Origin of the sequence: Streptomyces sp. NPDC102278 (assembly GCF_044766345.1) — a bacterium.
In the GTDB taxonomy this organism is placed as follows: Bacteria; Actinomycetota; Actinomycetes; order Streptomycetales; family Streptomycetaceae; genus Streptomyces.
In genome coordinates this window covers 1-26,484 of sequence record NZ_JBIWLV010000004.1, presented here as the reverse complement: position 1 = coordinate 26,484, position 26,484 = coordinate 1, and the positions used below count along the sequence as shown (strand labels likewise).

The window sequence follows — 26,484 nt, the reverse complement described above, 5'->3', positions numbered from 1 at the left end:
CCTGGGGGTCTCGACCTGTTCCGAGAATAGGCGACCCGGCGGGAACGTCGGTGATACGGATCGCGCGATGATCGGATAAGGTAAGGCTAACCTTCTAACGATCGCTCGATTCGGTGGTCCACGATGCCCGTCCAGACCTTGGCACCCGCCCCGGCCGGCTCTCCGGTGGCGGACGCCTATCAACGCCTGGCCGAGGTGTACGACGGCCTGCGGATCACGGAGCTCTCGGCGCACGAACCCCGACCTCGCGGTGTGGGATGGGTCGGCGCCGACGAGCTCGCGGCGGGCGGGGCGCCTCTCGACGCCTACCTCGCCTGGGACGACGCCCAGGTGCTCCGGGACTACGGCCACCAGGCCCGGCCCGACGTCGTCGCGGGCTTCGGCCTGCACCGGTACGCCTGGCCGGCCTGTCTGCTGATCACCGTTCCGTGGCTGCTGCACCGGCGGGTGCCCCGGCCGGCCCCCGACCAGGTGGCCTTCCACCGGACCACGGGCCGGATGGCGGTACGCGTCGACGGATTCGCCTGCCTGCCGGACGATCCGGCGGCCGCTCTCCCCGGGGCCCGGGTCGTGCCCGACGAGGAGGCGCTGCGCGCGGAGGTGCGGTCCGCGGTGGCCCGACACCTCGAACCGGTGCTGGAAGGTTTCGGCCCGCGCATGCGGCGCGGCCGGCGCGCCCTGTGGGGCATCGTGACGGACGACGTGGTCGAGGGCCTCTCGTACGTCGGGGAGCTGCTCGGCGAGGAGTCGCGGGTCAGGGCGGAGCTGGAGGCACTGCTGCCCGGTTCCACGGCCCCGTACACGGGCGGCGCGGGCTTCCGCACCCTGACGGGCCCCGCCGGCGAGCAGCTCACCACCCGGGACCGGGCCGGCTGCTGCTTCTTCTACACGATCCGGCCGGACGACGCCTGCGTGACCTGTCCCCGCACCTGCGACACCGAACGCGTGGCCAGGATGACGGCGACGGTCGAGGCGCCCCCGACCGACTGAACCCACCCGCGCGGGTGAACACGATTCGAACCCGACCCAGGGCGTGCGCGCGGGCGTTCGAACCACAACACCCTATCCGACGGGCCCGGCACCCCGTTGGCGTCCACTTGCCCCGAAACCCGCGTGTGCGGCCGACCGACTGCGCCACTATGGCGCCCGGAAAGCCGCATACGCGAGGCAAGGGACATCCGCATGAGACTGACCGACATATCGCTGGACTGGCTGCTGCCCGGCAGCCTCCTGATCCTGGGCGTACTTGCGGCAGTGGCGGTACTGGCCCGGGGCAAGCGGGAGAGCGAGAAGGCGGCGGCCGAGGACAGTTGGGAGCGCAGCGAGGAGCGGCGCCGGCGCAAGGAAGCCGTGTACGGGACCGCCTCGTACGTCCTGCTCTTCTGCTGCGCGGCGGTGGCGGCCGCCCTCTCCTTCCACGGGCTGGTCGGCTTCGGCCGACAGAACCTGAACCTCTCCGGCGGCTGGGAGTACCTGGTCCCCTTCGGTCTCGACGGCGCCGCGATGTTCTGTTCGGTGCTGGCCGTCCGCGAGGCCAGCCACGGCGACGCCGCCCTCGGCTCCCGCATGCTGGTCTGGCTGTTCGCGGGCGCGGCCGCCTGGTTCAACTGGGTGCACGCGCCGCGCGGCATGGGTCACGACGGCGCCCCGCAGTTCTTCTCCGGGATGTCGCTCTCCGCGGCGGTGCTCTTCGACCGGGCCCTGAAGCAGACCCGCCGGGCGGCGCTGCGCGAACAGGGCCTGATCCCGCGGCCGTTGCCGCAGATCCGGATGGTCCGCTGGCTGCGGGCCCCCCGCGAGACGTTCGGCGCCTGGTCGCTGATGCTGCTGGAGGGCGTGCGCACCCTCGACGAGGCCGTGGACGAGGTGCGCGAGGACAAGAAGGAGAAGGAGCAGGACCGGCACCGCAGGCGGGAGCAGCACCGTCTGGACCGCGCCCACATCAAGGCGTTGGGCCGGCAGAACCGGGCGTTCGGACGGGCCCGCGCCCGTCAGGTCGACGTTCCGGGGCCGGCCCCCGCAACGGGCTCCGCGCCGGTCGGCGCGGAGCCGCCGGCCATACCGGAAGCAGGACAGCTGCCGCTGCGCCGCCGACCCTCCCTGCAGGCCGTGAACGCAAGCGACCCCCTTGAGGTGACCGGCCCCCGGACGGTGGACCTGACCGCCGAGGACGACACCCAGACCATCCCCCGACTCGATTCCCTGGAGCGCAAACTCAAGGATCTGGAGCAGCAGTTCGGCTGATCCACCGCATCGTCCGAGGGCCGCCCCGGGCGCCGTGCGCGCCCGGGGCGGCCCTCACGCCTCCAGCTCGAACCAGACCACCTTGCCGGCGCCGCGCGCCAGGGTGTCCACACCCCATTCGTCGGCGAGTTCCTGCACCAGCACCAGCCCCCTGCCGTGCGTACCGTCGTCGGCGGACGGTACGTACGGTCGGGGCCGGCGGGAGGCGTAGTCGCGGACCTCGACCCGCAAGCGGGTGGCGGCCAGGCTCGCGGACACCTCCGCGCCCTGCTCGGTGTGGACCAGGGCGTTGGTCACCAGCTCGGTGATGAGCAGCTCCGCCACGTCGGCGGCGTCGGATCGGCACCGGTGCCGCATCAACTCCCGTAACGCCCGGCGTACTTCGCTCACTGCCTTGAGGTCGGCCCGGCGCACGCTGCGGGTGATCCCCGACATGTCCACCGCGCCGCCGTCCCCGGTGGACGGTTCACGCGGCTCCGGCCGCCCTCTCTTCCATGGCTTTCCGATCTTCGCCCCCACCCGCACGGCGATGTACCTCCCCCGTGTCCATGTCTCTCGAACAGGCCTACGGGATGCATGCCCCCCAGGGAAATCCGCACTCCTTCGGACTCAGGGGCGCGGAACGTTGCGGAGGTTGGATCGAGCCATTTGGAGCATGCGACCCACTCCGCCGTCCAGCACGATCTTGCCGGCGGAAAGTGCGAAACCGGTCACCATGTCGGCGCTGATCTTCGGCGGGATCGACAGGGCGTTGGGGTCGGTCACCACGTCCACCAAAGCGGGTCCCTTGTGCCGGAACGCGTCCTTCAAAGCACTCGTGAGCTGCTTGGGCTTCTCCACCCGCACCCCGAAGGCACCGGCCGCGCGGGCGATGGCCGCGAAGTCGGGGTTGCGGTTCGTGGTTCCGTACGAGGGCAGGCCGGAAACCATCATCTCCAACTCGACCATTCCGAGAGCCGAGTTGTTGAAGAGGACCACTTTGACGGGTAGGTCGTACTGCACGAGGGTGAGGAAATCTCCCATCAGCATCGAGAAACCGCCATCACCCGACATGGAGACCACTTGACGGTTGCGATCGGTGAACTGTGCGCCGATGGCCTGGGGCAGTGCGTTGGCCATGGAGCCGTGGCTGAAGGAGCCGATGATGCGCCGCTTGCCGTTCGGGGAAAGATAGCGCGCCGCCCACACATTGCACATGCCCGTATCGACGGTGAACACGGCGTCCTCGTCGGCGAGTTCGTCGAGCACCGCGGCGACGTACTCGGGGTGGATGGGGGTGTGCTTCTCCACCTTCCGGGTGTACGCCTTGACGACGCCCTCCAGCGCGTCCGCGTGCTTCTTGAGCATCCGGTCGAGGAAGCGCCGGTCGGTCTTGACCTTCACCCGGCTGTTCAGGGCCCGCAGGGTCTCCCGCGCGTCTCCCCAGACGGCGAGGTCCAGCTTGGAGCGCCTGCCGAGGTGTTCGGGGCGGATGTCCACCTGGACGATCTTCACGTCGTCGGGGAGGAAGGCGTTGTAGGGGAAGTCCGTGCCGAGCAGGATCAGCAGGTCGCACTCGTGGGTGGCCTCGTAGGCCGCGCCGTAGCCGAGCAGTCCGCTCATCCCGACGTCGTACGGATTGTCGTACTGGATCCATTCCTTGCCGCGCAGCGCGTGGCCGACGGGGGCCTTGACCCGGCCGGCGAACTCCATGACCTCGGCGTGCGCGCCGGCCGTGCCGCTCCCGCAGAAGAGCGTCACCTTGTCGGACTCGTCGATCAGCCGGACCAGCTTCTCGATCTCCCCGTCGCCGGGCCGCACGGTCGGCCGCGCGGTCATCAGGGCGTGCTCGACGCTCTTCTCGGGGGCGGGGAGCGAGGCGATGTCGCCGGGGAGCGCGATCACCCCGACGCCGCTGCGGCCGATGGCGTGCTGGATGGCGCTCTGGAGCACCCGGGGCATCTGCTGCGGGTTGGAGATCAGCTCGCTGTAGTGGCTGCACTCGGTGAACAGCCGGTCGGGGTGGGTCTCCTGGAAGAAACCGAGTCCGATCTCGCCCGAGGGGATGTGCGAGGCGAGTGCGAGCACCGGGGCCATCGAACGGTGGGCGTCGTAGAGCCCGTTGATCAGGTGGAGGTTGCCGGGGCCGCAGGAGCCGGCGCAGGCGGCCAGCCTGCCGGTGATCTGGGCCTCGGCTCCGGCCGCGAAGGCGGCCGTCTCCTCGTGTCGTACCTGGATCCACTCGATGCCGTCGGTACGGCGGATGGCGTCGACGACGGGGTTCAGACTGTCCCCGACGACTCCGTACATCCGCTGTACGCCGGCGCGCACGAGGATGTCGACGAACTGCTCCGCCACGTTCTGCTTGGCCATGGAAGGGGCGCCCTTTCCGGTTCGGCACTGCCCGGTGCGCCTTCCATCCACGCACGTTCCGCGCCGTTACGCCTCCCAGACCGCGGCGGCCGTCCGGTCGTCGGCGTACCCCTTGAGGCGGAGCTGGGCGTCCGCGAGGAAGGCGGCCAGGCCGGGCGGCTCCCCCTCGGACCAGCGGGCGGCGAGTTCGGCCGAAAGGAGGCCCTCCTCCCGCATCGGGTCCGCGAGCCCACCGGAGCAGAGCAGCAGGGTGTCCCCCGGCCGGGCCACGGACGCGCGGAACAGGAACCCGTTGCTCCCGCCGGCTTCGGGGGACCCCTCGCCGGGCTCGGTCCGCCCCGGGCCGGCGGCCCGGCCCGGCTCCAGGTCCTGCCACCGGCCGGTCCGGAGCCGGAAGACCCCGCCCGCGCCCGCGCCGAAGCACACCCGGTTGCGGCACTGCGGGTCCACCGGCAGCAGAACCCCGCGCAGCCCCGCCGTGTAGGACTCCTCGGGGTGACCCAGTTCCGCGGCCCGGGCTCGCAGGCGGCCGTATCCCCGGTCGGTCAGCCGCTGGAGACCGGAGCGCAGGGCCTCGCGCCGCCCGGCCCGGACGTCGTCGGACAGCCGCTCGTGGCTGCGTCCGACGGCCGCCGCGACCGCGTGGCACAGTTCGGCGGCGGCCTCCTTCGCGCCGGGGGCGGCCCGGTCCCCGCCGGCGAGCACCACCAGCACCAGGGCGGCGTCGCCGCTGCCGAAGCGCGCCGTGAGCAGGGAGTCCCGCCGGGCCTCGCCCCGGAACCGGGCGGAGTCCCCGCGCAGGGACGCGGCGCGCAGGGTGTACGTGCCGTGGCGGGCGCCCTCCAGCACGGTGTCGGGCGTCAGCGTGTCGAGGGCGGCGGGGTCGGCCGGGGGCAGCGCTCCCGGTTCGGCGTTGTAGGTGGGGGCCCGGTCCCCGAGGTGGCGCACCTCGGGCCGGTCGGCGGGGGCGCCTTGGAGCGGGCGCGGCTCCCGGGGCGGCTGCGGCGCGGGTTCACCTGCGGGCGCGGGCCCGGGCGCCGACGACGCCTCCCGGACGGGTTCCGCCGCCGGGGCGGGCGCGGCGGAGGGCGGCTCCTCGCGGAGTCCGGCCCCCCGGCCGCGGACGGGCAGCTCGGGCGGGCGCGCCGGGGGTGCCGGTTCGGGGGTCCACGCCGGTTCGGGCTCGGCGGGCGGGACGACCACGTCGCCCAGGGCGTAGCCGGTGGCGCCGGCCGTCCGCGGGTCCCGCATCGCGGGCGGGGGCGGGGGCGGGTACGCCGGGGGCGGTGGGGGCGGCGGCAGTGGGGGTGGGGGCGCAGGCGCCGGGGGTGGCGGGGGCGGGGGTAGCGGGGTGTCCGCTCCCCGGGGTCCGGCTCCCGCCGGCTCCCGCTCCGGTTCGGCCTCCCGCCGCTGGGCGGGCAGTACCGCGCCGGCCCGGTCGGACGGTGCGGCCGTGTCCACCGGCCCCGGACCGGGCGCCGCGCCGTGCCCCGCGCCCGCCTCCGGCTCCTTGACCAGGACCACCGCCGAGCGGTACCGCTGGTCCAGCGTGTCCCCCGGATCGGGTTCGGGTACCGCGTCCGGGTCCTCGTAGAGCTTCTGCCACCAGTCGTCCGCACCCCGCTGACTCATGCCCCCATTGTCGGCCGTCGGAGGCGGCGAAAAACGCGGAACGCGCGAAAAGGGCCCACCGGGCCGCCGCCCGATGGACCCCCTCCGCTTCAGTCGTACGGGCTAACGAACGTCGTAGGCCCGCACGACCGTCTGGGTGACGGACGCGCCGTTCGCGTCCGTCAGTTCGACCTTCAGCGACACCGGCTTGCCGGCGGCGCCCGCGTGGTCGACGACCGCGGTCCAGGTGCCTCGGCGCTCGCTCACCTCGGCCGGCGTCCAGTTCTCGCCGTCGTACGAGTAGGACAGCGCGGCGGACTTCAGCGCGCCCGGCGTGTAGCCCGCGTGCCCGGTGACGCCCAGGCGGATCGTCTGGCCGTCGGTCGCGGCGAGGGTCTTCATCCCGTCCTCCGGGATCGAGATCGCCGGGAAGAGGATCGGCAGGCTCTGCGAGTACTGCGCGGCGTCCTCCTTCGAACGGAAGGTCCAGGAGGTCTGGATCTCCTGCGAGCGCTGCCAGGCACGGGCCGGCTGCCCGAACTTCTGCACCTGCTGGGTGAGTTCGTACGTGGCCTCCCCGGCCGGGACCTCGAAGACCCCGGACGGGTACCAGCTGTCCCCGATCTGCTCGCCGTCGCGTTTGAGCACCAGGCCGCCGGCGTCACCGAAGGAACCCGGCTGCGCGTAGTGCCCGCTGTCGCCCCACATGGCGGAGGCGAAGCCGATCAGGTTGCCCTGACGCTCGGCGGCGAGCAGCGGCCGGCCCGCGGTGTCCCGCGGGGCGACCGGACCGATCACCGCGTCGTACCAACTCTCCGAGCGCTTGCCGCCCTTGCTGTAGGTGCGCTGTTGGTCGGTCATGAACTCCCCCCAGGGGAAGCTGCTGGAGAGCAGGTGGTCCCAGGCGGTGTCGCCGGCGCTGTAGTACTCGGTGCGCTTGCCGGGCACGGCCACGGTCTCCAGGCTGCCGAAGAAGACGGCGTTGCCCAACGGCCGGTGGGCGCCGACCAGATCGACGAAGTCCGCGCCGACGCCCATGGCGTGGTAGGTGGACTCCACGGCGCCGAGGTCACGGTCGCGCACCCGGTAGGCGCGGTCGCCGCGCACCTCGCCCTTCTCGATCTGGGCCAGGTTGTAGACGTACGGGCTCTTCGCGGTGGCCTTCCAGTTCAACGTGACCTTGCCCGCGCCGAGCCTGGCCAGCAGGGCCTTGGCCTCGCCCGACTCGATGGACAGGGCCGGCAGGGCGCCGCCCGCGTAGCCGGTGAAGCCGATCCAGCGGCCGGGGGCGTCGCGGTGGGCGAGCACGGCCTTGGCGCCGGCGGCCCTGGCGCGTTCCGCGACCTCGTAGAGCGCCCCGTCCACGGTCTTGACCAGCACGATCGCGCCCTTGGCGGGGACCGCCGCCAGTTCCTCGGGGGTGCCGTTGCCGGCGTTCACCAGGGGCGCGGAGCCGACTCCGTCGAGGTTGTCGCTGCCGAGGGAGGCGGTGGTCGGGTGCAGCGTCGGACCGCCGGCCACCTTCAGCTCGGAGACCAGGGGCGCGGCGGCCCGCCAGTAGCTGCCGAACTCGAACTCCCCTTCCTCGGCCTTCCCTTCGACCGAGGCGTAGTAGCCGCGTATGGACCGGCCGCCCTGCGCGGTGCCCGCGTGCAGCCAGGACTCGTCCCAGGAGCGGGAGAAGGCGAGGGTGGTGGAACGGCCCTCGGTGGGCTTGTCGGCGGCGATGGAGAGCCTGGCCGCCTTGCGGGCGTCCAGCACGATCACGGTGTCCTTCACGATCTCGACCTGCGGGCGACCGAGGTAGGTGAGGGAGTCGACGAGCGGATCCTCCGTGCCGCCGGCGTCGGGCGTGCCGACGAAGGCGGACAGGAAGTACGAGCCCGGTCGCACCCGGTAGACCTGGTCGGCGGCGCCCTCGTTGAAGCGGCGCTCGCCACTGGCGTCGTCGGTGCCGATGACGTCCAGGGAGGACGGCCCGCCGGCCGGCTTCCCGGCGCGGTCGATCAGCTTGACGCGCAGGGTGACGGTCTGCGGCTGCACGTACAGGGAGAAGGGGGTGGCGACGCGCACGCCGTTCGCCGTGGCGACCACGCGGCCGGTGACGTCCCCGTACTGGGAACGCTCCAGCTTCGCGTCGGGCTCCAGCGCCAACGGCACCTTGACGGTGGCCCCGGCGGGGACGGTCACGGTGCGCCGGTCGAGGCGGGCGATCCGGGAGCGGACGGCCGAGCCGTCGTTGCCGGTGACCTTCTCCACGGCCAGGTCCAGGGTGACCGCCCTCTTGCCCGTGTTGGTGTACGGGACGTCCACGCTCGTACGGTCGGCCCGGTCCTGCGGCCAGTTGTACGCGCCGCCCTGCACGGCCGGCGCGGAGGTCACGGTGGTGTCGACGGCAGCCTTCACGTCGAGCCGACCGCCGCCGGTCTGGCGGACGTCACCGGGGACCTTGGTGTTCGCGGATCCGACGAGGGCCGCCTTCACCTGCTGCGGCGTCCAGTCCGGGTGGCGCTGCTTGACGATGGCGGCGGCGCCCGCGACGTGCGGGGTGGCCATCGAGGTCCCGGACATCGACTGGTACGCGTACACCCCGCGGCCGCCCATCGCGGCGGCGGAGATCCCGACGCCGGGGGCGGCGATCTCCGGCTTCAGGGTGTGCTGGAGGCCGGCGGGGCCGCGGCTGGAGAAGGCGGCGGTGGTGTCGTCGCGGTCGACGGCGCCGACGGTCAGCACGCCGGCGGCACAACCGGGAGAGGACACCGTGTTGTTGCCGGGGCCGGAGTTCCCGGCGGCGATCACGAAGAGGGTGCCGGAGGTCCGTGCGAGCTGCTCTGCGGCGGCGCTCATCGGGTCGTCGCAGGTGGTCCGCGAGGGGTCGCCGAGGCTCATGGAGACCACGTCGGCCTTGCTCTCGACGGCCCACTCCATGCCGGCGATGATCCACGAGTCGAGGCCGTAACCCTGATCGTCGAGCACCTTGCCGCTGAGCAGTTCGGCGCCGGGGGCGACGCCCCTCTTGGCTCCGCCGCTCGCCGCGCCGGAGCCGCCGACGGTGGAGAGGGTGTGGGTGCCGTGGCCCTGCCGGTCGGCGTCGGTGTCGGAGTCGGTGAAGTTCTTAGACGCGCCGACGCGGCCCTTGAGGTCGGGGTGGTCCAGGTCGGTGCCGGTGTCCAGGACGGCCACCCTGGTGCCCTTGCCGTCCTGGCCGGCGGCCCAGGCGGCGGGGGCGTTCACCTGTTTGGTGGACCGCTCCAGGTTCGTCCGGACCTGGCCGTCCAGCCACAGCTTCTTCAGGCCGCCGGCCGCGCGGGAGCGGTCGCCGGCGGGGCGGATGACGTCCGTCCAGAAGGCCGCGGCCTGCTGCTTGTCGGCGGCGAGGGCGACCCCGCCGATGGAGGGGAGGACCAGGGAGCGCTCGGCGCCGCGCGGTGCGGGCGGAGCGGATCGCGCCACGTTCACGGAGCCGTCGTAGACCGCGATGAGCGGGAGCCTCTTGGCGTGCGCGTCGTCGTGGCCCTGCCGGATCAGGCCGGTGACGTTGAAGAGTTCCTCGTCGACCGTGCCCGCCGCGAGCGCCGCGATCGCGCCCTGGGGGTAGACGTACAGGTCCTCGCCGCTCTGGCGGGTCTGGACCACGGGCTGCGAGCCGTCCTCACGGGGCATCGCGGTGGCGGCGGTGCGGCCGGTGGCGTCGGTGGACACCAGGATCCGGTCGCCCGTGACGAGGGTGACGGTGAGGGGCGCCGAGGGGTGTCGGCCGGCCGCCTCGCTCCCCACGATCGGCCTCTTGTCCGTCACCGCGTCGCTCGGCTGTGCCGTGGACGGGCCGACGGCGGTGGCGGCCAGGACGGCCGCGACGGCCGCTCCCAGCGCCGTGCGCGATATCGGGCGCATCGCTCTCCCCAGGTGAATTCCGACCAACTGCCCCATCGCACGGCAAAGTTGCCGTGCGGGTGGCTGTCGACCGGCGGATGGTGGTGCTGCGGTGGCGTCACCTTTACAGAGAGCCGGGTGGTACGGCGATGATGTCGGCGGCGGGTTTGCGCCGTGGCCGCTTCCCGCCAGGAACGGTGCCGAGAGGATGGGTGAACGGGTTGCTGGGTGCGATAGGCCTGGACGAGGGCCAGGAGTCGGCGTACCGCGCGCTGGTGGCGTTGGGGGCCGCGGAGGTGCCCGACCTGGCCCATCGGCTGACGCTGCCCGTGCCACAGACCGAACGGGCGCTGCGGCACCTGGAGCGGCAGGGCCTCGCGGCCCAGTCCTCGGCCCGGCCCGGCCGTTGGGTGGCGGCCCCGCCCGGGGTGGCGCTGGGGGCGCTGCTCACGCAGCAGCGGCACGAGTTGGAGCAGGCGGAGCTGGCGGCGGCGCTGCTGGCGCAGGAGTACCGGGCGGAGGCCGCCGAGCCGGCGGTCCACGACCTGGTGGAGGTGGTGACGGGGGCCAGCGCGGTCGCGCACCGCTTCGTACAGCTCCAGCTAGGCGCGGCGGAGGAGGTGTGTGCGCTGGTCAGTGGCCGGCCGCAGGTGATGACGGGGATGGACAACGAGGCGGAGGAGCGGGCGTCCGTGCGCGGCGTCGAGTACCGGGTGGTCATCGAGCGGGAGGTGCTGACCCTGCCGAGCGGTATCCGCGAGGCGTCGACGGCCCTGGCGCGCGGCGAACGGATCCGGGTGGCGGGGCAGGTCCCGACGAAGCTCGTGATCGCGGACCGCAGTCTGGCGATGGTGCCGCTGACGGCGCGGGGCGCGGAACCGGCGGCACTGGTGGTGCACGCGTCGGGCCTGCTGGAATCCCTGATGGGCCTCTTCGAGGCGGTGTGGCGGGAGGCGTTGCCGCTGCGGCTGGGCTCCACCGGTTCCCCGGAGGAGTCGGGGGGCGGACCGGACACCGTCGATCTGGAGATCCTCTCCCTGCTGCTGGCCGGCATGACGGACGCGAGCGTGGCGAAGCACCTGGAGCTGGGACTGCGGACGGTGCAGCGGCGGGTCAAGGGGCTGATGGAGCTGTCCGGGGTCACCACGCGGCTCCAGCTGGGTTGGCACGCGTACGAGCGGGGCTGGGTGGCTCGATAGCCCCTGGTCGGTCAGGCTGGGCAGATGGATCTGCCTCAGCTGCTCCTGGTGGGGCTGGTGCTGCTGCTCGGGGTGCTGGGGGTACTGGTCCCCGGCGTCCCGGGAACCTGGCTGGTCTGGGCGGGGGTGCTGTGGTGGGCGCTGCACATGCGGTCCTCGCTCGCCTGGGCCCTGCTCGTCGCCACGACGGCCCTGCTGTTGGTGGTGCAGGTGGTGAAGTGGCAGTTGCCGCCCCGGCGGCTGCGGGGCGTGGGGGTCACCCGCCGGATGGCGGTGTACGCGGGCGTGGGCGCGCTGCTGGGCTTCGTCCTGCTGCCGGTGGTGGGCGCCGTCCCCGGTTTCGTGGGCGGGATCTACCTGTGCGAGCGGCTGCGGCTGGGCACGCGCGGGGAGGCCTGGACCTCGGTCCGGGCGGTGATGCGGGCCGTGGGGACGAGCGTGTTGGTGGAGCTGTTCGCGTGCCTGCTGGTGGTGGCGGCCTGGCTGGCCGCGGTCCTCGCGTCGTAGGGACGGCCCGGGGTCGACGGCTGAAATCGGGGCCCGGCGGATCGGGATCCGGCGGAATCGGGGCCCGGCCGGAGCGGGGCCCGGCGGAGCGGGGCCCGGCGGATCGGGGCCCGGCGGAGCGGGGCCCGGCGGAGCGGGGCCCGGCGAGGGGGGGCCGGGGGGGGGGTCCGGAGGGGGGCCCCCGCGGGGGGGGGCCCCACTTCGGGCCGGAGGTCGTCCGCCGGACGGGTCAGACGCGGCCGCCCCGCTTGGCCGCGTGGTTGGCCCGGCCCTCCGCCGACTTCATCCGCCAGTCCCGACGGATCTCGGACCGCAGGCGCGCGTCCGTCTTGGCGACGATCCGCTGGTTCTCCCGCAGCAGCTTGCGGTAGCTGTCGAGCCGCCGCTCCGCCAGCGCGCCCGACTCCAGCGCCGCCAGCACCGCGCACCCCGGTTCGGCCTCGTGCGCGCAGTCGTGGAAGCGGCAGTTTCGCGCGTACTCCTCGATCTCCGAGAAGACCTGCCCGACGCCCGCCTCGGCGTCCCACAACCCCACGCCGCGCAGCCCGGGGGTGTCGATCAGGACGCCGCCCCCGGGGAGGGCGAGGAGGTTGCGGGTGGTCGTGGTGTGCCGGCCCTTGCCGTCGACGTCACGGGCTGCCCGCACCTCCATCACGTCGATGCCGAGCAGGGTGTTGGCCAGGGTGGACTTGCCGGCGCCGGAGGTGCCGAGGAGCACGCTCGTACCGTCCGCGACGACCGCGGCGAGGACGTCGGTACCCTCGCCCGTCACGGAGGAGACGGTCAGCACCTGCACGCCCGGCGCGGCGGTCTCGACGTCCTCCACCAGGTAGGACAGCGCGATCGGGTCCGGGACCAGGTCCGCCTTGGTCAAGGCGACCAGCGGCTGCGCCCCCGACTCCCAGGTCAGGGCCAGGAAGCGTTCGATGCGTCCGAGGTCGAGCTCGACGGCGAGCGAGACCGCGATGACGGCGTGGTCCACATTGGCGGCGAGGATCTGTCCCTCGGAGCGCTGCGAGGAGGTGGACCGCACGAAGGCGGTCCGGCGCGGCAGGCAGACCTTCACGTACCGCGGGTTTCCGGCCGCCTCGACGGCGGCCCAGTCACCGGTGCAGATGACCCGGAGCGGGTCGTGCGGGGTGACGAAGGCGGTGTCGGCGCGGACGATCCCGTCCGCGGTCATGACGTCGCACTGGCCCCGGTCGACCCGTACGACCCGGCCGGGCACCAGGCCCTGCGCGACGTACGGGGCGAACTCGGCCGCCCACGCGTCGTCCCAACCGAAGGGGGCGAGGGCGTGCGCGAGCGGGGCCTGCGGGAAAGAGGAGAAAGACAAGGGGAACCCTTCACAGGGTGGCCCCGGCAGCGCGCGCTCGGCGGCGCGCGAAGAGGTGTGAGGTCAGCCGGAGACCACGGAGGTGACATTGATGGTCTTCTGAGTGCGGGCAGCGCCCTGCGCGACGACAGTCATCAACGAGCTCACCTCCGGGTCCTTCACGAGCCGATGGTCCGCGCCGATCGGCGGAACGGCCTCACCGTAACAAGCCTCCTCGGGGCCGCGCCATCTCTTTTTCCGGCCGGTTCGCCGAGGCCCTGCTCGCGCACGGAGGGCGCCTTGAGCGCGGTCCGGCGCCGCGCCCGATCCGGCATCAGCAGGCCCCGCGGTGCGATGGGTTGGAGCAGGCCGGCCCTGGACATCGGCGCCGCCGCCGTGCGCGCGCCCGGCGGCGCCGCGCAGATCCTGGTGAGCAGCCGGTTCCGGCGGTCTCCACGTCTTCTTGACGGCGGGCGGCGGGCGACGGGCGAACGTTCGGCACGTGTCCGATTCGTTCAAGACCCGCGATCGGCGCGCGCCCCACACTGGGCGCATGACTCCCCGACTCGACATGATCGGCCTCGTCGTCTCCGACATGGCCGCCTCGCTCGCCTTCTACCGACGCCTGGGCCTGGACCTGCCGCCCGAGGCGGACGGCCTGCCGCACGTGGAGGCCGTCCTGCCGGGCGGCACGCGGATCGGCTGGGACACCGAGGAGGTCATCCGCTCTTTCGACCCGTCCTGGACCCGGCCCGCCGGTGAGGGCCGCGTCGGCCTGGCCTTCCTGTGCGACTCCCCCGACGAGGTGGACGCCCTCTACGCCGAACTGACCGCCGCGGGACACCCGGGCCACCTGAAGCCCTGGGACGCGTTCTGGGGGCAGCGCTACGCCGTCGTGCTGGACCCGGACGGTTCCGGGGTCTCCCTGTTCGCGGCGGCCGACGCCCCGGCGGGGCCCGGCGCCTGACCCGCACCGCCCGGCCCCGCACCGCCCGGCCCCGCACCGCCTGACGCGCACCCGCCCGGACGCGCACCGCCCGGCGCCTGACCCGCACCGCCCGGCCCCGCACCGCCCGGCCCCGCACCGCCTGACGCGCACCCGCCCGGACGCGCACCGTCCGGACCGGCCCCGGCCCCGCCCCGGACCCGCACGCACCCGCACCCGCACCCGCACCCGCACCCGCCAGGGTCCGCCGGTCAGGCCCCGGCCGCCGGGCCCGGGGGCGGCGCGTGGGCCCCGGGCGTGCGCCCGGTCAGGGCTCGGACCTCCCGGCCCAGGTGGGCCTGGTCGGCGTACCCGACCGCGTACGCCACCTCCGCCGGCGGCGTACCCCGGCGGATCAGGGCCAGGGCCCGCTGGAGGCGCAGGACCCGCCCCAGGGTGCGGGGGCCGTACCCGAAGGCGTCGAGGGAGCGTCGGTGCAGCTGCCGTTCCCCGAGCCCGACGTCCCCGGCGATGGTCGCCACCGACCGGCCGCCGCGCAGTCCGGCCCGTACCGCGGCCGCGACGGGGTCGGGCGGCCCGCTGTCGGCGGCGCGGGCCCGGGCCAGCTCCTCCAGGCCGTCGCGGGGGTCCTCGTACGCGCCCGTGCGCTCAGCGAGGCGCCGGACCTCTGCGCCGGGCCACAGCCCGGCCAGGTCGACCCGCCGGTCGCGCAGCTCGTGCGCCGGTACGCCGAGGAGCGCGGGCGCCGTCCCGGGCGCGAGCCGCAGCCCCCAGAAAGGTCCCCCGGGGGCGGCTCCCGGGACCTCGCCGGCGGGGTGCGGGCCGGTGTCCGGGCCGGCCACCAGCAGCCGCCCGCCGGCCCACAGCAGGTCCATGCAACCGTCGGGCAGCACCGTGCCGCCGGGCCCGTCGGAGCGCCACAGCACGGCGCCCGGGACCAGCGGGGAAGGTCGTTCCTCGTACACGAGTCCAGGCTACGACCGCGCCCGGCGCCAGCGCGGCCGGCGCCCTCCCGGCCGGGAGCCCGGCCCACCCGGCCGGAGCTCGGTGCCTGCGCGGCGGGAAGCTCAGTGCTTGCGCAGCCGGGAGTGGTAGTCCTCGGGGGGCAGGAACCGCGACCAGCGCTCGGGGAACTCCGAGGGCATCCCCGCGTCCTCGTCGTCCTCGGACTCCCCCTCGGCCAGCGCCCGCCAGGCGGCGGCGCGGGCGATCAGCTGGGCGGCCTCCGCCTCCCGTACCCGCTCGTTGGCCTCGCGGGCCGCGGCGGTGGCCACCGACGGCCAGACCCGGTCGATGGCGGCGTTGACGGCGGCCCCGACGAGCACGGCGAAGGCCGAGATGCCGATCCACAGCAGGATCGCGACGGGCGCGGCCAGCGAACCGTAGATCGTCGGCCCCTCCACGGTGTTGGTGAGGTAGATCCGCAGCAGGAACGAGCCGAGCACCCACATCGCCAGGGCCACCAACGCGCCCGGCACGTCCTCGATCCACGGCGAGCGCACGGGCACGGAGACGTGGTAGAGCGTCGTCAGGAAGGCGATGGAGAGGAGGGTGACCGTCGGCCAGTAGAGCACCGCGATCACCTCGGTGCTCCAGGGCAGCAGGCGCACCACCGCGTCCGGGCCGGCGACCATCAGCGGCAGCACGATCGCGCCGATCAACAGCGCGACCACGTACAGCAGGAAGGCCAGCAGCCGGGTCTTGACGATGCCGCGCTGACCGTCGAGGCCGTACATGACGGTGATGGTGTCGATGAAGACGTTGACCGCCCGGGAACCGGACCACAGGGCGAAGGCGAATCCGAGGGAGATCAGGTCCGGTCGGCCGCGGCTGGTCACGTCGTCCAGCATCGGTTTGGCGATGTCGTTGACGCCCCGGTCGGAGAGGACCGTGCCGACCGCGCGCAGGATGTTCTCCTCGATGCTGGCGACGAACGTGCCGCCCGTCCAGCCGTCCACGTACCCGAGCAGGCCCAGCAGGCCCAGGAAGAGCGGCGGGAGCGAGAGGAGGGTGAAGAAGGCCGCCTCGGCCGCGAGACCCAGGATCCGGTACTCGATGCACGAGTTGACGGTGTCCTTGAGCAGCAGCCAGCCCATTTTGCGCTTGGAGACGTTGCGGTAGAGGGCGCGGGCCCGGTGGAGCCGCCCTGGGATCCGCTGGGGTGTTTCTTTTGCTGGCTGCACGTCCTTACGGTATCCGCATGGCAGCCACCACCCACACAGTCAGCAACCAGGTCCCGCCCCTTGTGGGCTACGAGGCCTTCACCGGCGACCGGGCCCTCACCGAGGGGGTGGATCGCCACCTCGCCGAGGCCTCCCCCGAACTGCGCGACGAGGTACGGGAGGAGCTCACCACCCTCGGGCGGGCGGCGGGCTCGGGACAGGCCCAGGAATGGGGTGCGCAGGCGAACGAGAATCCGCCGAGGTTGCGCACGCACGACCGGTACGGGCACCGCCTCGACGAGGTGGAGTTCCATCCGGCCTGGCACCGGCTGCTGGGGCACGCGGTGACCTCCGGGCTGACCGACGCGTGGGGGCGCCCGGCCGGGCACCTGCGCCGCGCGGCCGGGTTCTTCCTGTGGTCGCAGGCCGAGGCGGGGCACGGTTGCCCGGTGTCGATGACGCACGCCGCGGTGCCGGCGCTGCGCACCGATCCGGAGCTGGCCGCCGAGTGGGAGCCGCGGCTGACCTCGCACGTGTACGAGGAGGGCCTGCGGCCGGCCGCGGAGAAGGGCGGGGTGCTCTTCGGGATGGGGATGACGGAGAAGCAGGGGGGCAGCGACGTACGGGCCAACACGACGGCGGCGGTGCCCCTGGACGCCTCCGGCGAGTACCTGCTGACCGGGCACAAGTGGTTCTGTTCCGCTCCGATGTGCGACGGGTTCCTGGTGCTGGCGCAGGCTCCGGGCGGACTGACCTGCTTCCTGGTGCCGCGGGTCCTGCCGGACGGGACCCGCAACGTGTTCGCGATCCAGCGGCTGAAGGACAAGCTGGGGAACAGGTCGAACGCGTCGAGCGAGGTCGAGTTCGACGGCACCTGGGCCCGCCGGGTGGGCGAGGAGGGCCGGGGGGTGCGGACCATCATCGAGATGGTCGCGGCGACCCGGCTGGACTGCGTGATCGGCTCGGCCTCGCTGATGCGTCAGGCGTTGACCCAGGCCGTCCACCATGCGGAGCACCGCTCTGCTTTCGGAGCGCCGCTCATCAAGCAGCCGTTGATGCGCAACGTGCTGGCCGACCTGGCCCTGGAGTCCGAGGCCGCGACCGTGCTCACCCTGCGGCTCGCCGCCGCGTACGACGCCGGCACCGACGAGGAGAAGGCCTTCCTGCGGCTCGCGGTGCCCGCGGCGAAGTACTGGGTGACCAAGCGGTGTACGCCGATGGTCGCCGAGGCGCTCGAATGTCTGGGGGGCAACGGCTACGTCGAGGAGTCCGGACTGCCGCGACTGTTGCGGGAATCCCCGCTGAACTCCATCTGGGAGGGCTCGGGCAACGTCCAGGCCCTGGACGTACTGCGGGCGCTCCAGCGCGAACCGCGGGCACTGAACGCCTTCCTGCGGGAGGTCGGACTGGCCCGGGGCGCCGATCACCGGCTGGACGGCGCCGTCAAGGACCTGCTGACCGACCTCGCGGACCTGGAGGGCATCGAGGCCCGGGCCCGCCGGGTCGTCGAACGCATGGCACTGGTGTTGCAGGGGTCACTGTTGGTGCGGTGGGCCCCGCCGGAGGTGGCGGACGCGTTCTGCGCCTCGCGGCTCGGCGGCGACTGGGGCACGGCGTTCGGCACGCTCCCGCACAGCCTGGACCTGGGTTCGATCGTGGCACGGGCACGGATCGCGACCTAGGAGTGGTCCCCAAACCGCTCACTGCCGTGATCCGGGCCCGCCGGCCGGAAGACCGGGAGTGGCGCCGCGCCGACTCGGCACCACCCCGGATCCGAGTAGCCCCGAGGAAGGAGCTGTCACGCCGCTCGGCGACGTCCCGATAGTTTCGGTCGGGCGACCGGGACTTGGCGAGAGTTGCATACCGTTGCAACCCTGCACCTCAGTCGTCCCATCGAGTCGGGGATCGCCCGCCGCGCGCGCCACGGGGAATTCGGCGGCGCGGACACCCGGGCGGCTTCCCCCGCACGTCCGTTCCGCACGGGGAGGTTCCGGTGACCCACACCGCAGGCAACGCGGTCGACGCGGCACGCATCACGGCCATGGACGCGCGGCAGGCCGCGCGTCTGCTCAAGGGGGTACGGGCGGCCGCGCTGGCCGGTGACCGGCCCCCGGCCGCCCCCCGGCCGGAGATCGCCGAGTCCTGGCGCCGGATGCTGGCCCGCGGGGTGCACCCGGACCGGGACACGCGCTCGCGGCTGCTGTCGGCCGCCGAGACCGAGGAACGACGGCAGGTCTCGCCCCTGCGGGAGGTCCTGCCGGTGCTCCGTGAGGGCCTGCTGCCCGCCCTGGACGAGGCCCTGCACATCATGGTCGTCGCGGACGCGGACGGGCGGCTGCTGTGGCGGGAGGGGCACGCCTCGATCCTGCGCAAGGCGGACCGGTTGGGCTTCGCGGTGGGCGCCGACTGGGCGGAGGCCGTGGTCGGCACGAACGGCGTCGGCACGGCCCTGGTGGCCCGCCGGCCGATCCAGGTGTTCTCGGCGGAGCACTTCGTGTCCACCCACCACGACTGGACCTGCGCCGGGGCGCCCGTGCACGACCCCCGGGACGGGCGGCTGCTGGGCGTGGTCGACGTCAGCGGGCCGCTGGCCACGATGCACCCGGCCACGCTGGCGTGGGTCGGGGCGGTGGCCCGGCTCGCCGAGCGCGAGCTGCGGGTCCGACACCTGGAGTCCCTGGAGCGGCTGCGGGCGGTGGCGGCCCCGCTGCTGGCCCGTCTGACCGGGCGGGCGGTGGCCGTCGACCCGCACGGCTGGACCGCCGCCGTGACGGGACTGGCGCCCGCCGACCGGATCCCGCTGCCCAAGGGCTTCGGTCCGGGCCACGTGTGGCTGCCGCAGCTGGGCGACTGCGTGGCGGAGCCGCTGCCCGGCGGCTGGCTGCTGCGGATCGCCGCGTCCGGGCCCTCCTCGACGGCCGCGAGCCGGGTGGTCCTCGACCTGAGTCGGGCCGGCGCGTGGACGGCGACCGTGTACGGGGCGGCGGGCAGTTGGTCGCAGGAGCTCAGCCCGCGCCACGCGGAGCTGCTGTTCCTGCTGGCGGAGTCCCCGCGGGGGCGCTCGGCGGCGGAACTGTCCGCCGCGCTGTTCGGGGACCCGACCCGTACGGTCACCGTCCGCGCCGAGCTCTCCCGGGTGCGGCGGCGGCTCGCGGGGGTCCTGGCCCACCGCCCGTACCGCTTCGCGCAGGACGTGGAGGTGGAGCTGATCCGCCCGGAGCGCCCGGCGGAGCTGCTCCCGCACTCCACGGCCCCCGGGGTGATCAGGGCCCGCCTGGACGGCGCGGGGCCCTGGGGGCCGCCCCGGGGCCGGTCGGACGATGTGATTCCCTGACGTCCATGAGCACCATCACACTCACCACCTGGTCCCTGGAAATGACCTCGCCCGAGGAACTGGTCGCCGCGGCCGTCCCCGGCCCCGAGATCACCGTCTCGCGGGCGGAGGTGCCGTCTCCCGAGTTCAGCCGGTTCCTCTACGCCTCGGTGGGCGGGGACATCCACTGGACGGACCGGCTCGCGCTGACCCGCGCGCAGTGGGTGGAGCAGCTGGGCCGGCCGGGCGTGGAGACGTGGGTCGCGTACGACCGCGGCACCCCGGCGGGGTACTGCGAACTGGACCCGCAGGGCGACGGTGTCGTGGAGATCATGTACTTCGGGTTGCTGCCGGACTTCCGCGGGCGGCGCATCGGCGGTCACCTGTTGTCGGTGGGCGTGGCCGCCGCCTGGTCGCTGGGCGACCGCTGGCCGGGCCGGGAGGGGACCAGGCGCGTCTGGGTCCACACGTGCAGCCAGGACGGACCCACGGCGATGGGCAACTACGAGCGGCGCGGCTTCAAGGTCTTCAAGACGGAGACGGAGCCCAAGGAGGAGGCCCCGACGCCCGGCCCCTGGCCGGGCGCCTGACCCCTACCCCGGATCACCCCGGTCCCCTGGCCTCCCCGGTGGCCGGACGGGGGTGATCCGGATCACGCGATCCCATGATCCGAGACGAGTTCGTCCGAATGATGGACAGTAGTGGACTCCTCCAATCGGCCCGTGCCACGCTTCCGCCATGGATGCAGCTGGAATTGCCTTGGTGAGTCGGCGGCACGTCGACCTCGGCCGCATGTCCAGCGCCATCTGTCCGGCGCGCTGACGGAACCAGCCACCGCCGCACGTCGACGCCGTCCCCGCCGCCGCGGACCCGTCGACCACCCGTAGCACCGCCCGCCCCCCTGAAGGCCGAACACCGCTCCGACCACCGGCAATCCCGGTGAGGAGCGGCACTGTGCCGCACCCGCTCACCGGCGGGCGCATCGTCGGGGCGCACCCCTGCCGCGCCCCCTGCCCCTGCCCCGAGCCGCCCGAGAAGGACGTACCGCCATGGCCGCCACCCCCGAAACGCCCGCAGCCGCAGCCCCCGCGGCCGCAGCCGCGCGCCGCAAGACCGGCCGTCACCGCGGCGAGGGTCAGTGGGCCGTCGGACACCACACGCCCCTCAACGGCAACGAGCAGTTCAAGAAGGACGACGACGGTCTCAACGTGCGGACACGCATCGAGACGATCTACTCCAAGGCGGGCTTCGACTCGATCGACCCCAACGACCTGCGCGGCCGCATGCGCTGGTGGGGCCTCTACACCCAGCGCAAGCCCGGGATCGACGGCGGCAAGACCGCGATCCTGGAGCCGGAGGAGCTTGACGACAAGTACTTCATGCTGCGCGTCCGCATCGACGGCGGCCGGCTGACCACCGAGCAGCTGCGCGTCATCGGCGAGATCTCCGAGGAGTTCGCCCGCGGCACCGCCGACCTCACGGACCGGCAGAACGTGCAGTACCACTGGATCCGGATCGAGGACGTCCCGGAGATCTGGCGCCGGCTGGAGGCCGTCGGCCTCTCGACCACCGAGGCCTGCGGTGACACGCCCCGCGTGATCCTCGGTTCGCCCGTCGCCGGCATCGCCCGGGACGAGATCATCGACGGCAGCCCCGCCATCGACGAGATCTACCGCCGGATCGTCGGCAACCCCGACTTCTCCAACCTGCCCCGCAAGTTCAAGTCCGCGATCTCCGGCTCGCCGCTGCTCGACGTGGCGCACGAGATCAACGACATCGCCTTCGTCGGCGTGAACCACCCCGAGCACGGCCCCGGCTTCGACGTCTGGGTCGGCGGCGGCCTCTCCACCAACCCCAAGCTGGGTGTGCGCCTGGGCACCTGGGTCTCGCTCGACGAGGTCCCGGACGTCTACGAGGGCGTCATCTCGATCTTCCGCGACTACGGCTACCGCCGGCTGCGCAACCGCGCCCGCCTGAAGTTCCTCGTCGCCGACTGGGGCCCGGCCAGGTTCCGCCAGGTCCTGGAGGACGAGTACCTGAAGCGGAAGCTCACGGACGGGCCCGCGCCCGAGCAGCCCTCGGGCGAGTGGCGCGACCACGTCGGCGTGCACGAGCAGAACGACGGCCGCTTCTACGTCGGCTTCGCGCCCCGCGTGGGCCGCGTGGACGGGGCCACCCTCACCAAGATCGCGGACGTGGCCCGGCAGCACGGCTCCGACCGGCTGCGCACCACCGCCGAGCAGAAGATGATCGTCCTCGACGTCGAGGCCGACCAGGTGGACTCGATCGTGGCCGCCCTGGAGGCGCTGGACCTGCGCGTCAAGCCCTCCCCGTTCCGGCGGGGCACCATGGCCTGCACCGGCATCGAGTTCTGCAAGCTGGCCATCGTCGAGACCAAGGCGCGCGGCGCCTCGCTGATCGACGAGCTGGAGCGCCGCCTGCCGGACTTCGCCGAACCGCTGACCATCAACATCAACGGCTGCCCGAACGCCTGCGCCCGTATCCAGGTGGCGGACATCGGTCTCAAGGGCCAGCTGGTCCTGGACGACGACGGCAACCAGGTCGAGGGCTACCAGGTCCACCTCGGTGGCGCGCTCGGCCTGGAGGCCGGCTTCGGCCGCAAGGTCCGCGGCCTGAAGGTCACCGCGGCCGGTCTGCCCGACTACGTCGAGCGGGTCGTCACGCGCTTCGAGGAGCAGCGCGAGGACGGCGAGCGCTTCGCCGCCTGGGTGACCCGCGCGAGTGACGAGGCTCTGTCGTGAGCGAGCGAGCGGCCCCCTTCTACTGCCCGTACTGCGGCGACGAGGACCTGTTCCCCAACGAGACGGGTCACGGCGCCTGGGAATGCAGGGCCTGCAACCGAGCCTTCCAGCTGAAGTACCTCGGGCTGCTGTCCCGAGGCGTTCAGTCCAACACCGTTGGAGGCGAAGAGACATGACGACCGTTCAGGATGCGCGCGACCTCAAGGCGCTGGCCGAGCAGGCGGGTCGGGACCTGGAGGAGGCCTCCGCCCTGGAGATCCTGCGCTGGGCGAGCGAGACCTTCGGCGAGAAGTTCGCGGTGACCTCCTCCATGGAGGACGCCGTCGTGGCCCACCTCGCCTCCCGGGTCTCCCCCGGCTTGGACGTGGTCTTCCTCGACACGGGCTACCACTTCGAGGAGACCATCGGCACCCGCGACGCGGTCGAGGCCGTGATGGACGTCAACGTCATCACCCTCACCCCGCGGCGGACGGTGGCCGAGCAGGACGCCGAGCACGGCCCCCGGCTGCACGACCGCGACCCGGACCTGTGCTGCGCGCTGCGCAAGGTCAAGCCCCTCGAAGAGGGCTTGGTCGCGTACGAGGCCTGGGCGACGGGCCTGCGCCGCGACGAGTCCCCGACCCGGGCGAACACCCCGGTCGTCGGCTGGGACGAGAAGCGCCGCAAGGTGAAGGTCTCGCCGATCGCCCGCTGGACGCAGGACGACGTGGACGCGTACGTCGCCGAGCACGGCGTGCTCACCAACCCGCTGCTGACGGACGGTTACGCCTCCGTCGGCTGCGCCCCCTGCACCCGCCGGGTGGTCGAGGGCGAGGACGCCAGGGCCGGCCGGTGGGCCGGGCGCGCCAAGACCGAGTGCGGGCTGCACGGCTGATGGCCGACCGCCAAGCGAACGAAGAACCGACGGAGACGAGAACGATGAGCGTGAGCGACCAGGGCGCCACCGTGTGGCTGACCGGGCTGCCGAGCGCGGGCAAGACCACGATCGCCCACGCGCTGGCCGAGCGGCTGCGCGCCGAGGGCCACCGGGTGGAGGTCCTCGACGGGGACGAGATCCGCGAGTTCCTCTCCGCCGGCCTCGGCTTCGGCCGCGAGGACCGGCACACCAACGTGCAGCGCATCGGGTTCGTCGCCGAACTCCTCGCGAGCAACGGCGTCAAGGCCCTCGTGCCGGTGATCGCGCCGTTCGCGGACAGCCGGGAGGCCGTCCGCAAGCGCCACGCCGCCGAGGGCACCACGTACCTGGAGGTCCACGTGGCCACCCCGGTCGAGGTCTGCTCCGAGCGCGACGTGAAGGGCCTGTACGCCAAGCAGGCGGCGGGCGAGATATCCGGTCTGACCGGCGTCGACGACCCGTACGAGGCGCCGGAGTCCCCGGACCTCCGCATCGAGTCGCACACGCAGTCCGTGCACGAGTCGGCTTCGGCCCTGCACGCGCTGCTCACCGAGAGGGGTCTGGCATGACGGCCACCGTCGCACACGTCCACGAAGGGACGGACGCGCCCTACGCGCTGTCGCACCTCGACGCCCTCGAATCGGAGGCCGTGCACATCTTCCGCGAGGTGGCGGGCGAGTTCGAGAAGCCGGTGGTGCTGTTCTCCGGCGGCAAGGACTCCATCGTCATGCTGCACCTGGCGCTGAAGGCCTTCGCCCCGGCGCCGGTCCCCTTCACGCTGCTGCACGTGGACACCGGCCACAACTTCCCCGAGGTCCTCGCGTACCGCGACCGGGCCGTGGAGAAGCACAACCTGCGCCTGCACGTGGCCTCCGTCCAGGAGTACATCGACGCCGGCAAGCTCCGCGAACGCCCGGACGGCGTCCGCAACCCGCTGCAGACCGTCCCCCTCACGGAGGCGATCCAGCGGCTGAAGTTCGACGCGGTCTTCGGCGGCGGTCGCCGCGACGAGGAGAAGGCCCGCGCCAAGGAGCGGGTGTTCTCCCTGCGTGACGAGTTCTCCCAGTGGGACCCGCGCCGCCAGCGCCCCGAGCTGTGGCAGCTCTACAACGGCCGCCACGCCCCCGGCGAGCACGTGCGCGTCTTCCCGCTCTCCAACTGGACCGAGCTGGACGTGTGGCAGTACATCGCCCGCGAGGGCATCGAGCTCCCGGAGATCTACTTCGCCCACGAGCGCGAGGTGTTCCAGCGCAACGGCATGTGGTTGACGGCCGGCGAGTGGGGTGGTCCGAAGCGGGACGAGTCCACCGAGACGCGTCTCATCCGCTACCGGACCGTCGGTGACATGTCCTGCACGGGCGCCGTCGACTCCGACGCCACCACGCTGGACGCCGTGATCACCGAGATCGCCGCCTCCCGGCTCACCGAGCGGGGCGCGACCCGCGCCGACGACAAGATGTCCGAGGCCGCGATGGAAGACCGCAAGCGCGAAGGGTACTTCTAGACATGACCGCCACCACCGAGCAGTTCGCCGATCTCTCGGCGACCACGCTGCTGCGCTTCGCGACCGCCGGTTCCGTCGACGACGGCAAGTCCACCCTGGTCGGGCGGCTGCTGCACGACTCAAAGTCGATCCTGACCGACCAGCTGGAGGCCGTCGAGGCCGTCTCCGCCCAGCGCGGCCAGGACACCCCCGACCTGGCGTTGCTGACCGACGGCCTGCGGGCCGAGCGGGAGCAGGGCATCACGATCGACGTGGCCTACCGCTACTTCGCGACGACCCGGCGCCGGTTCATCCTCGCGGACACCCCCGGGCACGTGCAGTACACCCGGAACATGGTCACCGGCGCCTCCACCGCCGACCTGGCGGTCGTCCTGGTCGACGCCCGCAACGGCGTGATCGAGCAGACCCGGCGGCACGCGGCCGTCGCGGCCCTGCTGCGGGTCCCGCACGTGGTCCTGGCCGTCAACAAGATGGACCTGGTGGGCTACGAGGAGAAGGCCTTCGCGAAGATCGCCGAGGAGTTCACCGCGTACGCCTCCGACCTGGGCGTCCCGGAGATCACCGCCATCCCGATCTCGGCGCTGGCCGGGGACAACGTGGTGGAGCCCTCCGCGAACATGGACTGGTACGGCGGCCCGACGGTGCTGGAGCACCTGGAGACGGTCCCGGTCAGCCACGACCTGACCGCCTGCCCGGCCCGCTTCCCGGTGCAGTACGTGATCCGCCCCCAGTCGGCGCAGCACCCCGACTACCGCGGCTACGCGGGCCAGATCGCCTCCGGCGTGCTGCGCGTCGGCGAGCCGGTCACCGTCCTGCCGTCGGGCCGCACCTCGGTGATCGAGGGGATCGACGCGCTCGGCGAGAGCGTGGACATCGCCTGGGCGCCGCAGTCGGTGACGCTGCGTCTGAAGGACGACATCGACATCTCGCGGGGCGACCTGATCGCGCCGTCCGCGAGCGCGCCGGCCACCACCCAGGACGTCGAGGCGACGGTCTGCCACGTGGCCGACCAGCCGCTGGCCGTGGGCGCCCGGGTGCTGCTCAAGCACACGACGCGCACGGTGAAGGCCATCGTCAAGGAGATCCCCTCGCGGCTCACCCTGGACGACCTGTCCCAGCACCCGAACCCCGGGCAGCTCGTCGCGAACGACATCGGCCGCGTGGTCGTGCGCACCGCCGAGCCGCTCGCGCTCGACGCGTACGCGGCCTCGCGCCGTACCGGATCGTTCCTGCTGATCGACCCGGCCGACGGCGCCACCCTGGCCGCGGGCATGGCGGGCGAGTCCTTCGCCTCCCAGGCCCACACCACCGTGCAGGCGGACGAGGAAGGGTGGGACTTCTAATCGTGCTCGACATCTACGCGACCTTCGCGAAGGAGGGCGGCCGCGTCGGCAGCGGCTCCCTCGGCAGCGGCCAGGGAGGGGTGGCGCGATGTGCGTGATGACGTACGCGCACCGCTCGCGCGCCCTCACCCCCCACGCGTCGCCCCCGCCCCGTAGACGAAGACGAAGACGTGCGTCGTGAATCGACGCCTCGAGAGGAACCTCTCCCGTGCCTGCCACCGGTACCGCCCGTAAGACCCTGCGCCGCGGCGTTGTCGCCGCCGCCGCCCTGCCGCTGCTGATCGGCGCGCTCGCCTCCTGCGGTTACGGCTCCGATGCCGCAAAGGACAAGCCGGCCGACAAGGCCGCGCCCGCCGGCGCCGCGGGCAAGAAGCTCTCCGCGTCCGAGGTCCGCATCGGATACTTCCCGAACCTGACCCACGCCACCGCCCTGGTCGGCATCCAGGAAGGCCTCATCG

22 protein-coding genes and 1 pseudogene are annotated in these 26,484 nt (G+C 73.2%); 16 read left to right on the top strand and 7 right to left on the bottom strand.

Annotation, left to right across the window (positions count from 1 at the left end):
- Positions 1 to 123 precede the first annotated feature (123 nt).
- Together ACIRO3_RS12415 and ACIRO3_RS12410 are read left to right on the top strand one after the other, a co-directional pair.
- On the top strand, positions 124 to 990 hold the full coding sequence (locus tag ACIRO3_RS12415) for a (2Fe-2S)-binding protein (protein WP_404135402.1): 867 nt from the start codon (positions 124 to 126) through the stop codon (positions 988 to 990).
- A gap of 192 nt (positions 991 to 1,182) precedes the next feature.
- Positions 1,183 to 2,244 (top strand): DUF2637 domain-containing protein, encoded by a 1,062-nt coding sequence (locus ACIRO3_RS12410; RefSeq protein WP_404135400.1) that lies wholly within the window; start codon positions 1,183 to 1,185, stop codon positions 2,242 to 2,244.
- Positions 2,245 to 2,298: 54 nt separating this feature from the next.
- On the opposite strand, the gene ACIRO3_RS12405 is transcribed toward ACIRO3_RS12410, so the two are convergent.
- From ACIRO3_RS12405 to ACIRO3_RS12390, 4 genes are all read right to left on the bottom strand, one after another.
- Entirely contained in the window at positions 2,299 to 2,679 is a 381-nt protein-coding gene (locus tag ACIRO3_RS12405; protein ID WP_404135398.1) for an ATP-binding protein, read from the bottom strand.
- 174 nt (positions 2,680 to 2,853) lie between these two features.
- Positions 2,854 to 4,596 (bottom strand): pyruvate dehydrogenase, encoded by a 1,743-nt coding sequence (locus ACIRO3_RS12400; protein ID WP_361782033.1) that lies wholly within the window; start codon positions 4,594 to 4,596, stop codon positions 2,854 to 2,856.
- Between the two features lie 66 nt (positions 4,597 to 4,662).
- Positions 4,663 to 6,228 carry a protein phosphatase 2C domain-containing protein gene (locus tag ACIRO3_RS12395; protein WP_404135395.1) on the bottom strand — a complete coding sequence of 522 codons (1,566 nt, stop codon included), beginning with the start codon at positions 6,226 to 6,228 and terminating at the stop codon, positions 4,663 to 4,665.
- A 102-nt stretch (positions 6,229 to 6,330) separates the two neighbouring features.
- Positions 6,331 to 10,101: a S8 family peptidase gene (locus ACIRO3_RS12390; RefSeq protein ID WP_404135392.1), complete on the bottom strand. Its 3,771-nt coding sequence runs from the start codon at positions 10,099 to 10,101 to the stop codon at positions 6,331 to 6,333.
- A gap of 200 nt (positions 10,102 to 10,301) precedes the next feature.
- On the opposite strand from ACIRO3_RS12390, the gene ACIRO3_RS12385 reads away from it, so the two are divergent.
- Together ACIRO3_RS12385 and ACIRO3_RS12380 are read left to right on the top strand one after the other, a co-directional pair.
- Positions 10,302 to 11,279, top strand: coding sequence for a helix-turn-helix domain-containing protein (locus ACIRO3_RS12385; RefSeq protein ID WP_404136273.1), 978 nt, complete (start codon positions 10,302 to 10,304; stop codon positions 11,277 to 11,279).
- 24 nt (positions 11,280 to 11,303) lie between these two features.
- Positions 11,304 to 11,786, top strand: coding sequence for a DUF456 domain-containing protein (locus ACIRO3_RS12380; protein WP_361782041.1), 483 nt, complete (start codon positions 11,304 to 11,306; stop codon positions 11,784 to 11,786).
- 229 nt (positions 11,787 to 12,015) lie between these two features.
- Here the strand turns inward: ACIRO3_RS12380 and rsgA are convergent, their stop codons facing one another.
- On the bottom strand, positions 12,016 to 13,122 hold the full coding sequence (gene rsgA / locus ACIRO3_RS12375) for a ribosome small subunit-dependent GTPase A (RefSeq protein WP_404135389.1): 1,107 nt from the start codon (positions 13,120 to 13,122) through the stop codon (positions 12,016 to 12,018).
- Positions 13,123 to 13,654: 532 nt separating this feature from the next.
- On the opposite strand from rsgA, the gene ACIRO3_RS12370 reads away from it, so the two are divergent.
- Complete coding sequence (locus ACIRO3_RS12370) at positions 13,655 to 14,068, top strand: VOC family protein (RefSeq protein WP_365999652.1); 414 nt, start codon at positions 13,655 to 13,657, stop codon at positions 14,066 to 14,068.
- Between the two features lie 230 nt (positions 14,069 to 14,298).
- Here the strand turns inward: ACIRO3_RS12370 and ACIRO3_RS12365 are convergent, their stop codons facing one another.
- Positions 14,299 to 15,012 (bottom strand): helix-turn-helix domain-containing protein, encoded by a 714-nt coding sequence (locus tag ACIRO3_RS12365; RefSeq protein WP_404135385.1) that lies wholly within the window; start codon positions 15,010 to 15,012, stop codon positions 14,299 to 14,301.
- A gap of 102 nt (positions 15,013 to 15,114) precedes the next feature.
- On the bottom strand, positions 15,115 to 16,230 hold the full coding sequence (locus ACIRO3_RS12360) for a YihY/virulence factor BrkB family protein (protein ID WP_365999654.1): 1,116 nt from the start codon (positions 16,228 to 16,230) through the stop codon (positions 15,115 to 15,117).
- A 17-nt stretch (positions 16,231 to 16,247) separates the two neighbouring features.
- On the opposite strand from ACIRO3_RS12360, the gene ACIRO3_RS12355 reads away from it, so the two are divergent.
- From ACIRO3_RS12355 to ACIRO3_RS12305, 11 genes and pseudogenes are all read left to right on the top strand, one after another.
- Complete coding sequence (locus tag ACIRO3_RS12355; protein ID WP_361787053.1) at positions 16,248 to 17,891, top strand: acyl-CoA dehydrogenase family protein; 1,644 nt, start codon at positions 16,248 to 16,250, stop codon at positions 17,889 to 17,891.
- Between the two features lie 359 nt (positions 17,892 to 18,250).
- Positions 18,251 to 19,543: a GAF domain-containing protein gene (locus tag ACIRO3_RS12350; protein WP_404136270.1), complete on the top strand. Its 1,293-nt coding sequence runs from the start codon at positions 18,251 to 18,253 to the stop codon at positions 19,541 to 19,543.
- A 5-nt stretch (positions 19,544 to 19,548) separates the two neighbouring features.
- Positions 19,549 to 20,112 carry a GNAT family N-acetyltransferase gene (locus ACIRO3_RS12345; protein WP_404135381.1) on the top strand — a complete coding sequence of 188 codons (564 nt, stop codon included), beginning with the start codon at positions 19,549 to 19,551 and terminating at the stop codon, positions 20,110 to 20,112.
- Positions 20,113 to 20,260: 148 nt separating this feature from the next.
- Positions 20,261 to 20,344, top strand: a complete 84-nt coding sequence (locus ACIRO3_RS12340; RefSeq protein WP_323178918.1) for a putative leader peptide — start codon at positions 20,261 to 20,263, stop codon at positions 20,342 to 20,344.
- Between the two features lie 227 nt (positions 20,345 to 20,571).
- The gene (locus ACIRO3_RS12335; RefSeq protein ID WP_404135378.1) at positions 20,572 to 22,284 is read left to right on the top strand and encodes a nitrite/sulfite reductase; all 1,713 of its coding nucleotides are present in this window, start codon (positions 20,572 to 20,574) and stop codon (positions 22,282 to 22,284) included.
- On the top strand, positions 22,281 to 22,460 hold the full coding sequence (locus ACIRO3_RS12330; RefSeq protein ID WP_361787062.1) for a hypothetical protein: 180 nt from the start codon (positions 22,281 to 22,283) through the stop codon (positions 22,458 to 22,460). Before ACIRO3_RS12335 ends, ACIRO3_RS12330 begins: the two co-directional genes overlap by 4 nt.
- On the top strand, positions 22,457 to 23,158 hold the full coding sequence (locus tag ACIRO3_RS12325; RefSeq protein WP_361787064.1) for a phosphoadenylyl-sulfate reductase: 702 nt from the start codon (positions 22,457 to 22,459) through the stop codon (positions 23,156 to 23,158). The genes ACIRO3_RS12330 and ACIRO3_RS12325 overlap by 4 nt, the downstream gene beginning before the upstream one ends.
- 44 nt (positions 23,159 to 23,202) lie before the next feature.
- Positions 23,203 to 23,748, top strand: a complete 546-nt coding sequence (gene cysC, locus ACIRO3_RS12320; protein WP_361787067.1) for an adenylyl-sulfate kinase — start codon at positions 23,203 to 23,205, stop codon at positions 23,746 to 23,748.
- Positions 23,745 to 24,683: a sulfate adenylyltransferase subunit CysD gene (gene cysD / locus ACIRO3_RS12315; protein WP_365999657.1), complete on the top strand. Its 939-nt coding sequence runs from the start codon at positions 23,745 to 23,747 to the stop codon at positions 24,681 to 24,683. Before cysC ends, cysD begins: the two co-directional genes overlap by 4 nt.
- Before the next feature lie 2 nt (positions 24,684 to 24,685).
- Positions 24,686 to 26,026, top strand: coding sequence for a sulfate adenylyltransferase subunit 1 (locus ACIRO3_RS12310; RefSeq protein WP_404135373.1), 1,341 nt, complete (start codon positions 24,686 to 24,688; stop codon positions 26,024 to 26,026).
- Positions 26,027 to 26,234: 208 nt separating this feature from the next.
- Positions 26,235 to 26,484: pseudogene (locus ACIRO3_RS12305) on the top strand (sulfate ABC transporter substrate-binding protein); the annotation flags it as partial.

Bases quoted from the DNA above. Each gene is read 5' to 3' on its own strand.
- ACIRO3_RS12415 (WP_404135402.1), top strand. From the start codon at position 124: ATGCCCGTCCAGACCTTGGCACCCGCCCCGGCCGGCTCTCCGGTGGCG.
- ACIRO3_RS12410 (WP_404135400.1), top strand. From the start codon at position 1,183: ATGAGACTGACCGACATATCGCTGGACTGGCTGCTGCCCGGCAGCCTC.
- ACIRO3_RS12405 (WP_404135398.1), bottom strand. From the start codon at position 2,679: ATGTCGGGGATCACCCGCAGCGTGCGCCGGGCCGACCTCAAGGCAGTG.
- ACIRO3_RS12400 (WP_361782033.1), bottom strand. From the start codon at position 4,596: ATGGCCAAGCAGAACGTGGCGGAGCAGTTCGTCGACATCCTCGTGCGC.
- ACIRO3_RS12395 (WP_404135395.1), bottom strand. From the start codon at position 6,228: ATGAGTCAGCGGGGTGCGGACGACTGGTGGCAGAAGCTCTACGAGGAC.
- ACIRO3_RS12390 (WP_404135392.1), bottom strand. From the start codon at position 10,101: ATGCGCCCGATATCGCGCACGGCGCTGGGAGCGGCCGTCGCGGCCGTC.
- ACIRO3_RS12380 (WP_361782041.1), top strand. From the start codon at position 11,304: ATGGATCTGCCTCAGCTGCTCCTGGTGGGGCTGGTGCTGCTGCTCGGG.
- ACIRO3_RS12370 (WP_365999652.1), top strand. From the start codon at position 13,655: ATGACTCCCCGACTCGACATGATCGGCCTCGTCGTCTCCGACATGGCC.
- ACIRO3_RS12355 (WP_361787053.1), top strand. From the start codon at position 16,248: ATGGCAGCCACCACCCACACAGTCAGCAACCAGGTCCCGCCCCTTGTG.
- ACIRO3_RS12350 (WP_404136270.1), top strand. From the start codon at position 18,251: ATGGACGCGCGGCAGGCCGCGCGTCTGCTCAAGGGGGTACGGGCGGCC.
- ACIRO3_RS12345 (WP_404135381.1), top strand. From the start codon at position 19,549: ATGAGCACCATCACACTCACCACCTGGTCCCTGGAAATGACCTCGCCC.
- ACIRO3_RS12340 (WP_323178918.1), top strand. From the start codon at position 20,261: ATGGATGCAGCTGGAATTGCCTTGGTGAGTCGGCGGCACGTCGACCTC.
- ACIRO3_RS12335 (WP_404135378.1), top strand. From the start codon at position 20,572: ATGGCCGCCACCCCCGAAACGCCCGCAGCCGCAGCCCCCGCGGCCGCA.
- ACIRO3_RS12325 (WP_361787064.1), top strand. From the start codon at position 22,457: ATGACGACCGTTCAGGATGCGCGCGACCTCAAGGCGCTGGCCGAGCAG.
- cysC (WP_361787067.1), top strand. From the start codon at position 23,203: ATGAGCGTGAGCGACCAGGGCGCCACCGTGTGGCTGACCGGGCTGCCG.
- cysD (WP_365999657.1), top strand. From the start codon at position 23,745: ATGACGGCCACCGTCGCACACGTCCACGAAGGGACGGACGCGCCCTAC.
- ACIRO3_RS12310 (WP_404135373.1), top strand. From the start codon at position 24,686: ATGACCGCCACCACCGAGCAGTTCGCCGATCTCTCGGCGACCACGCTG.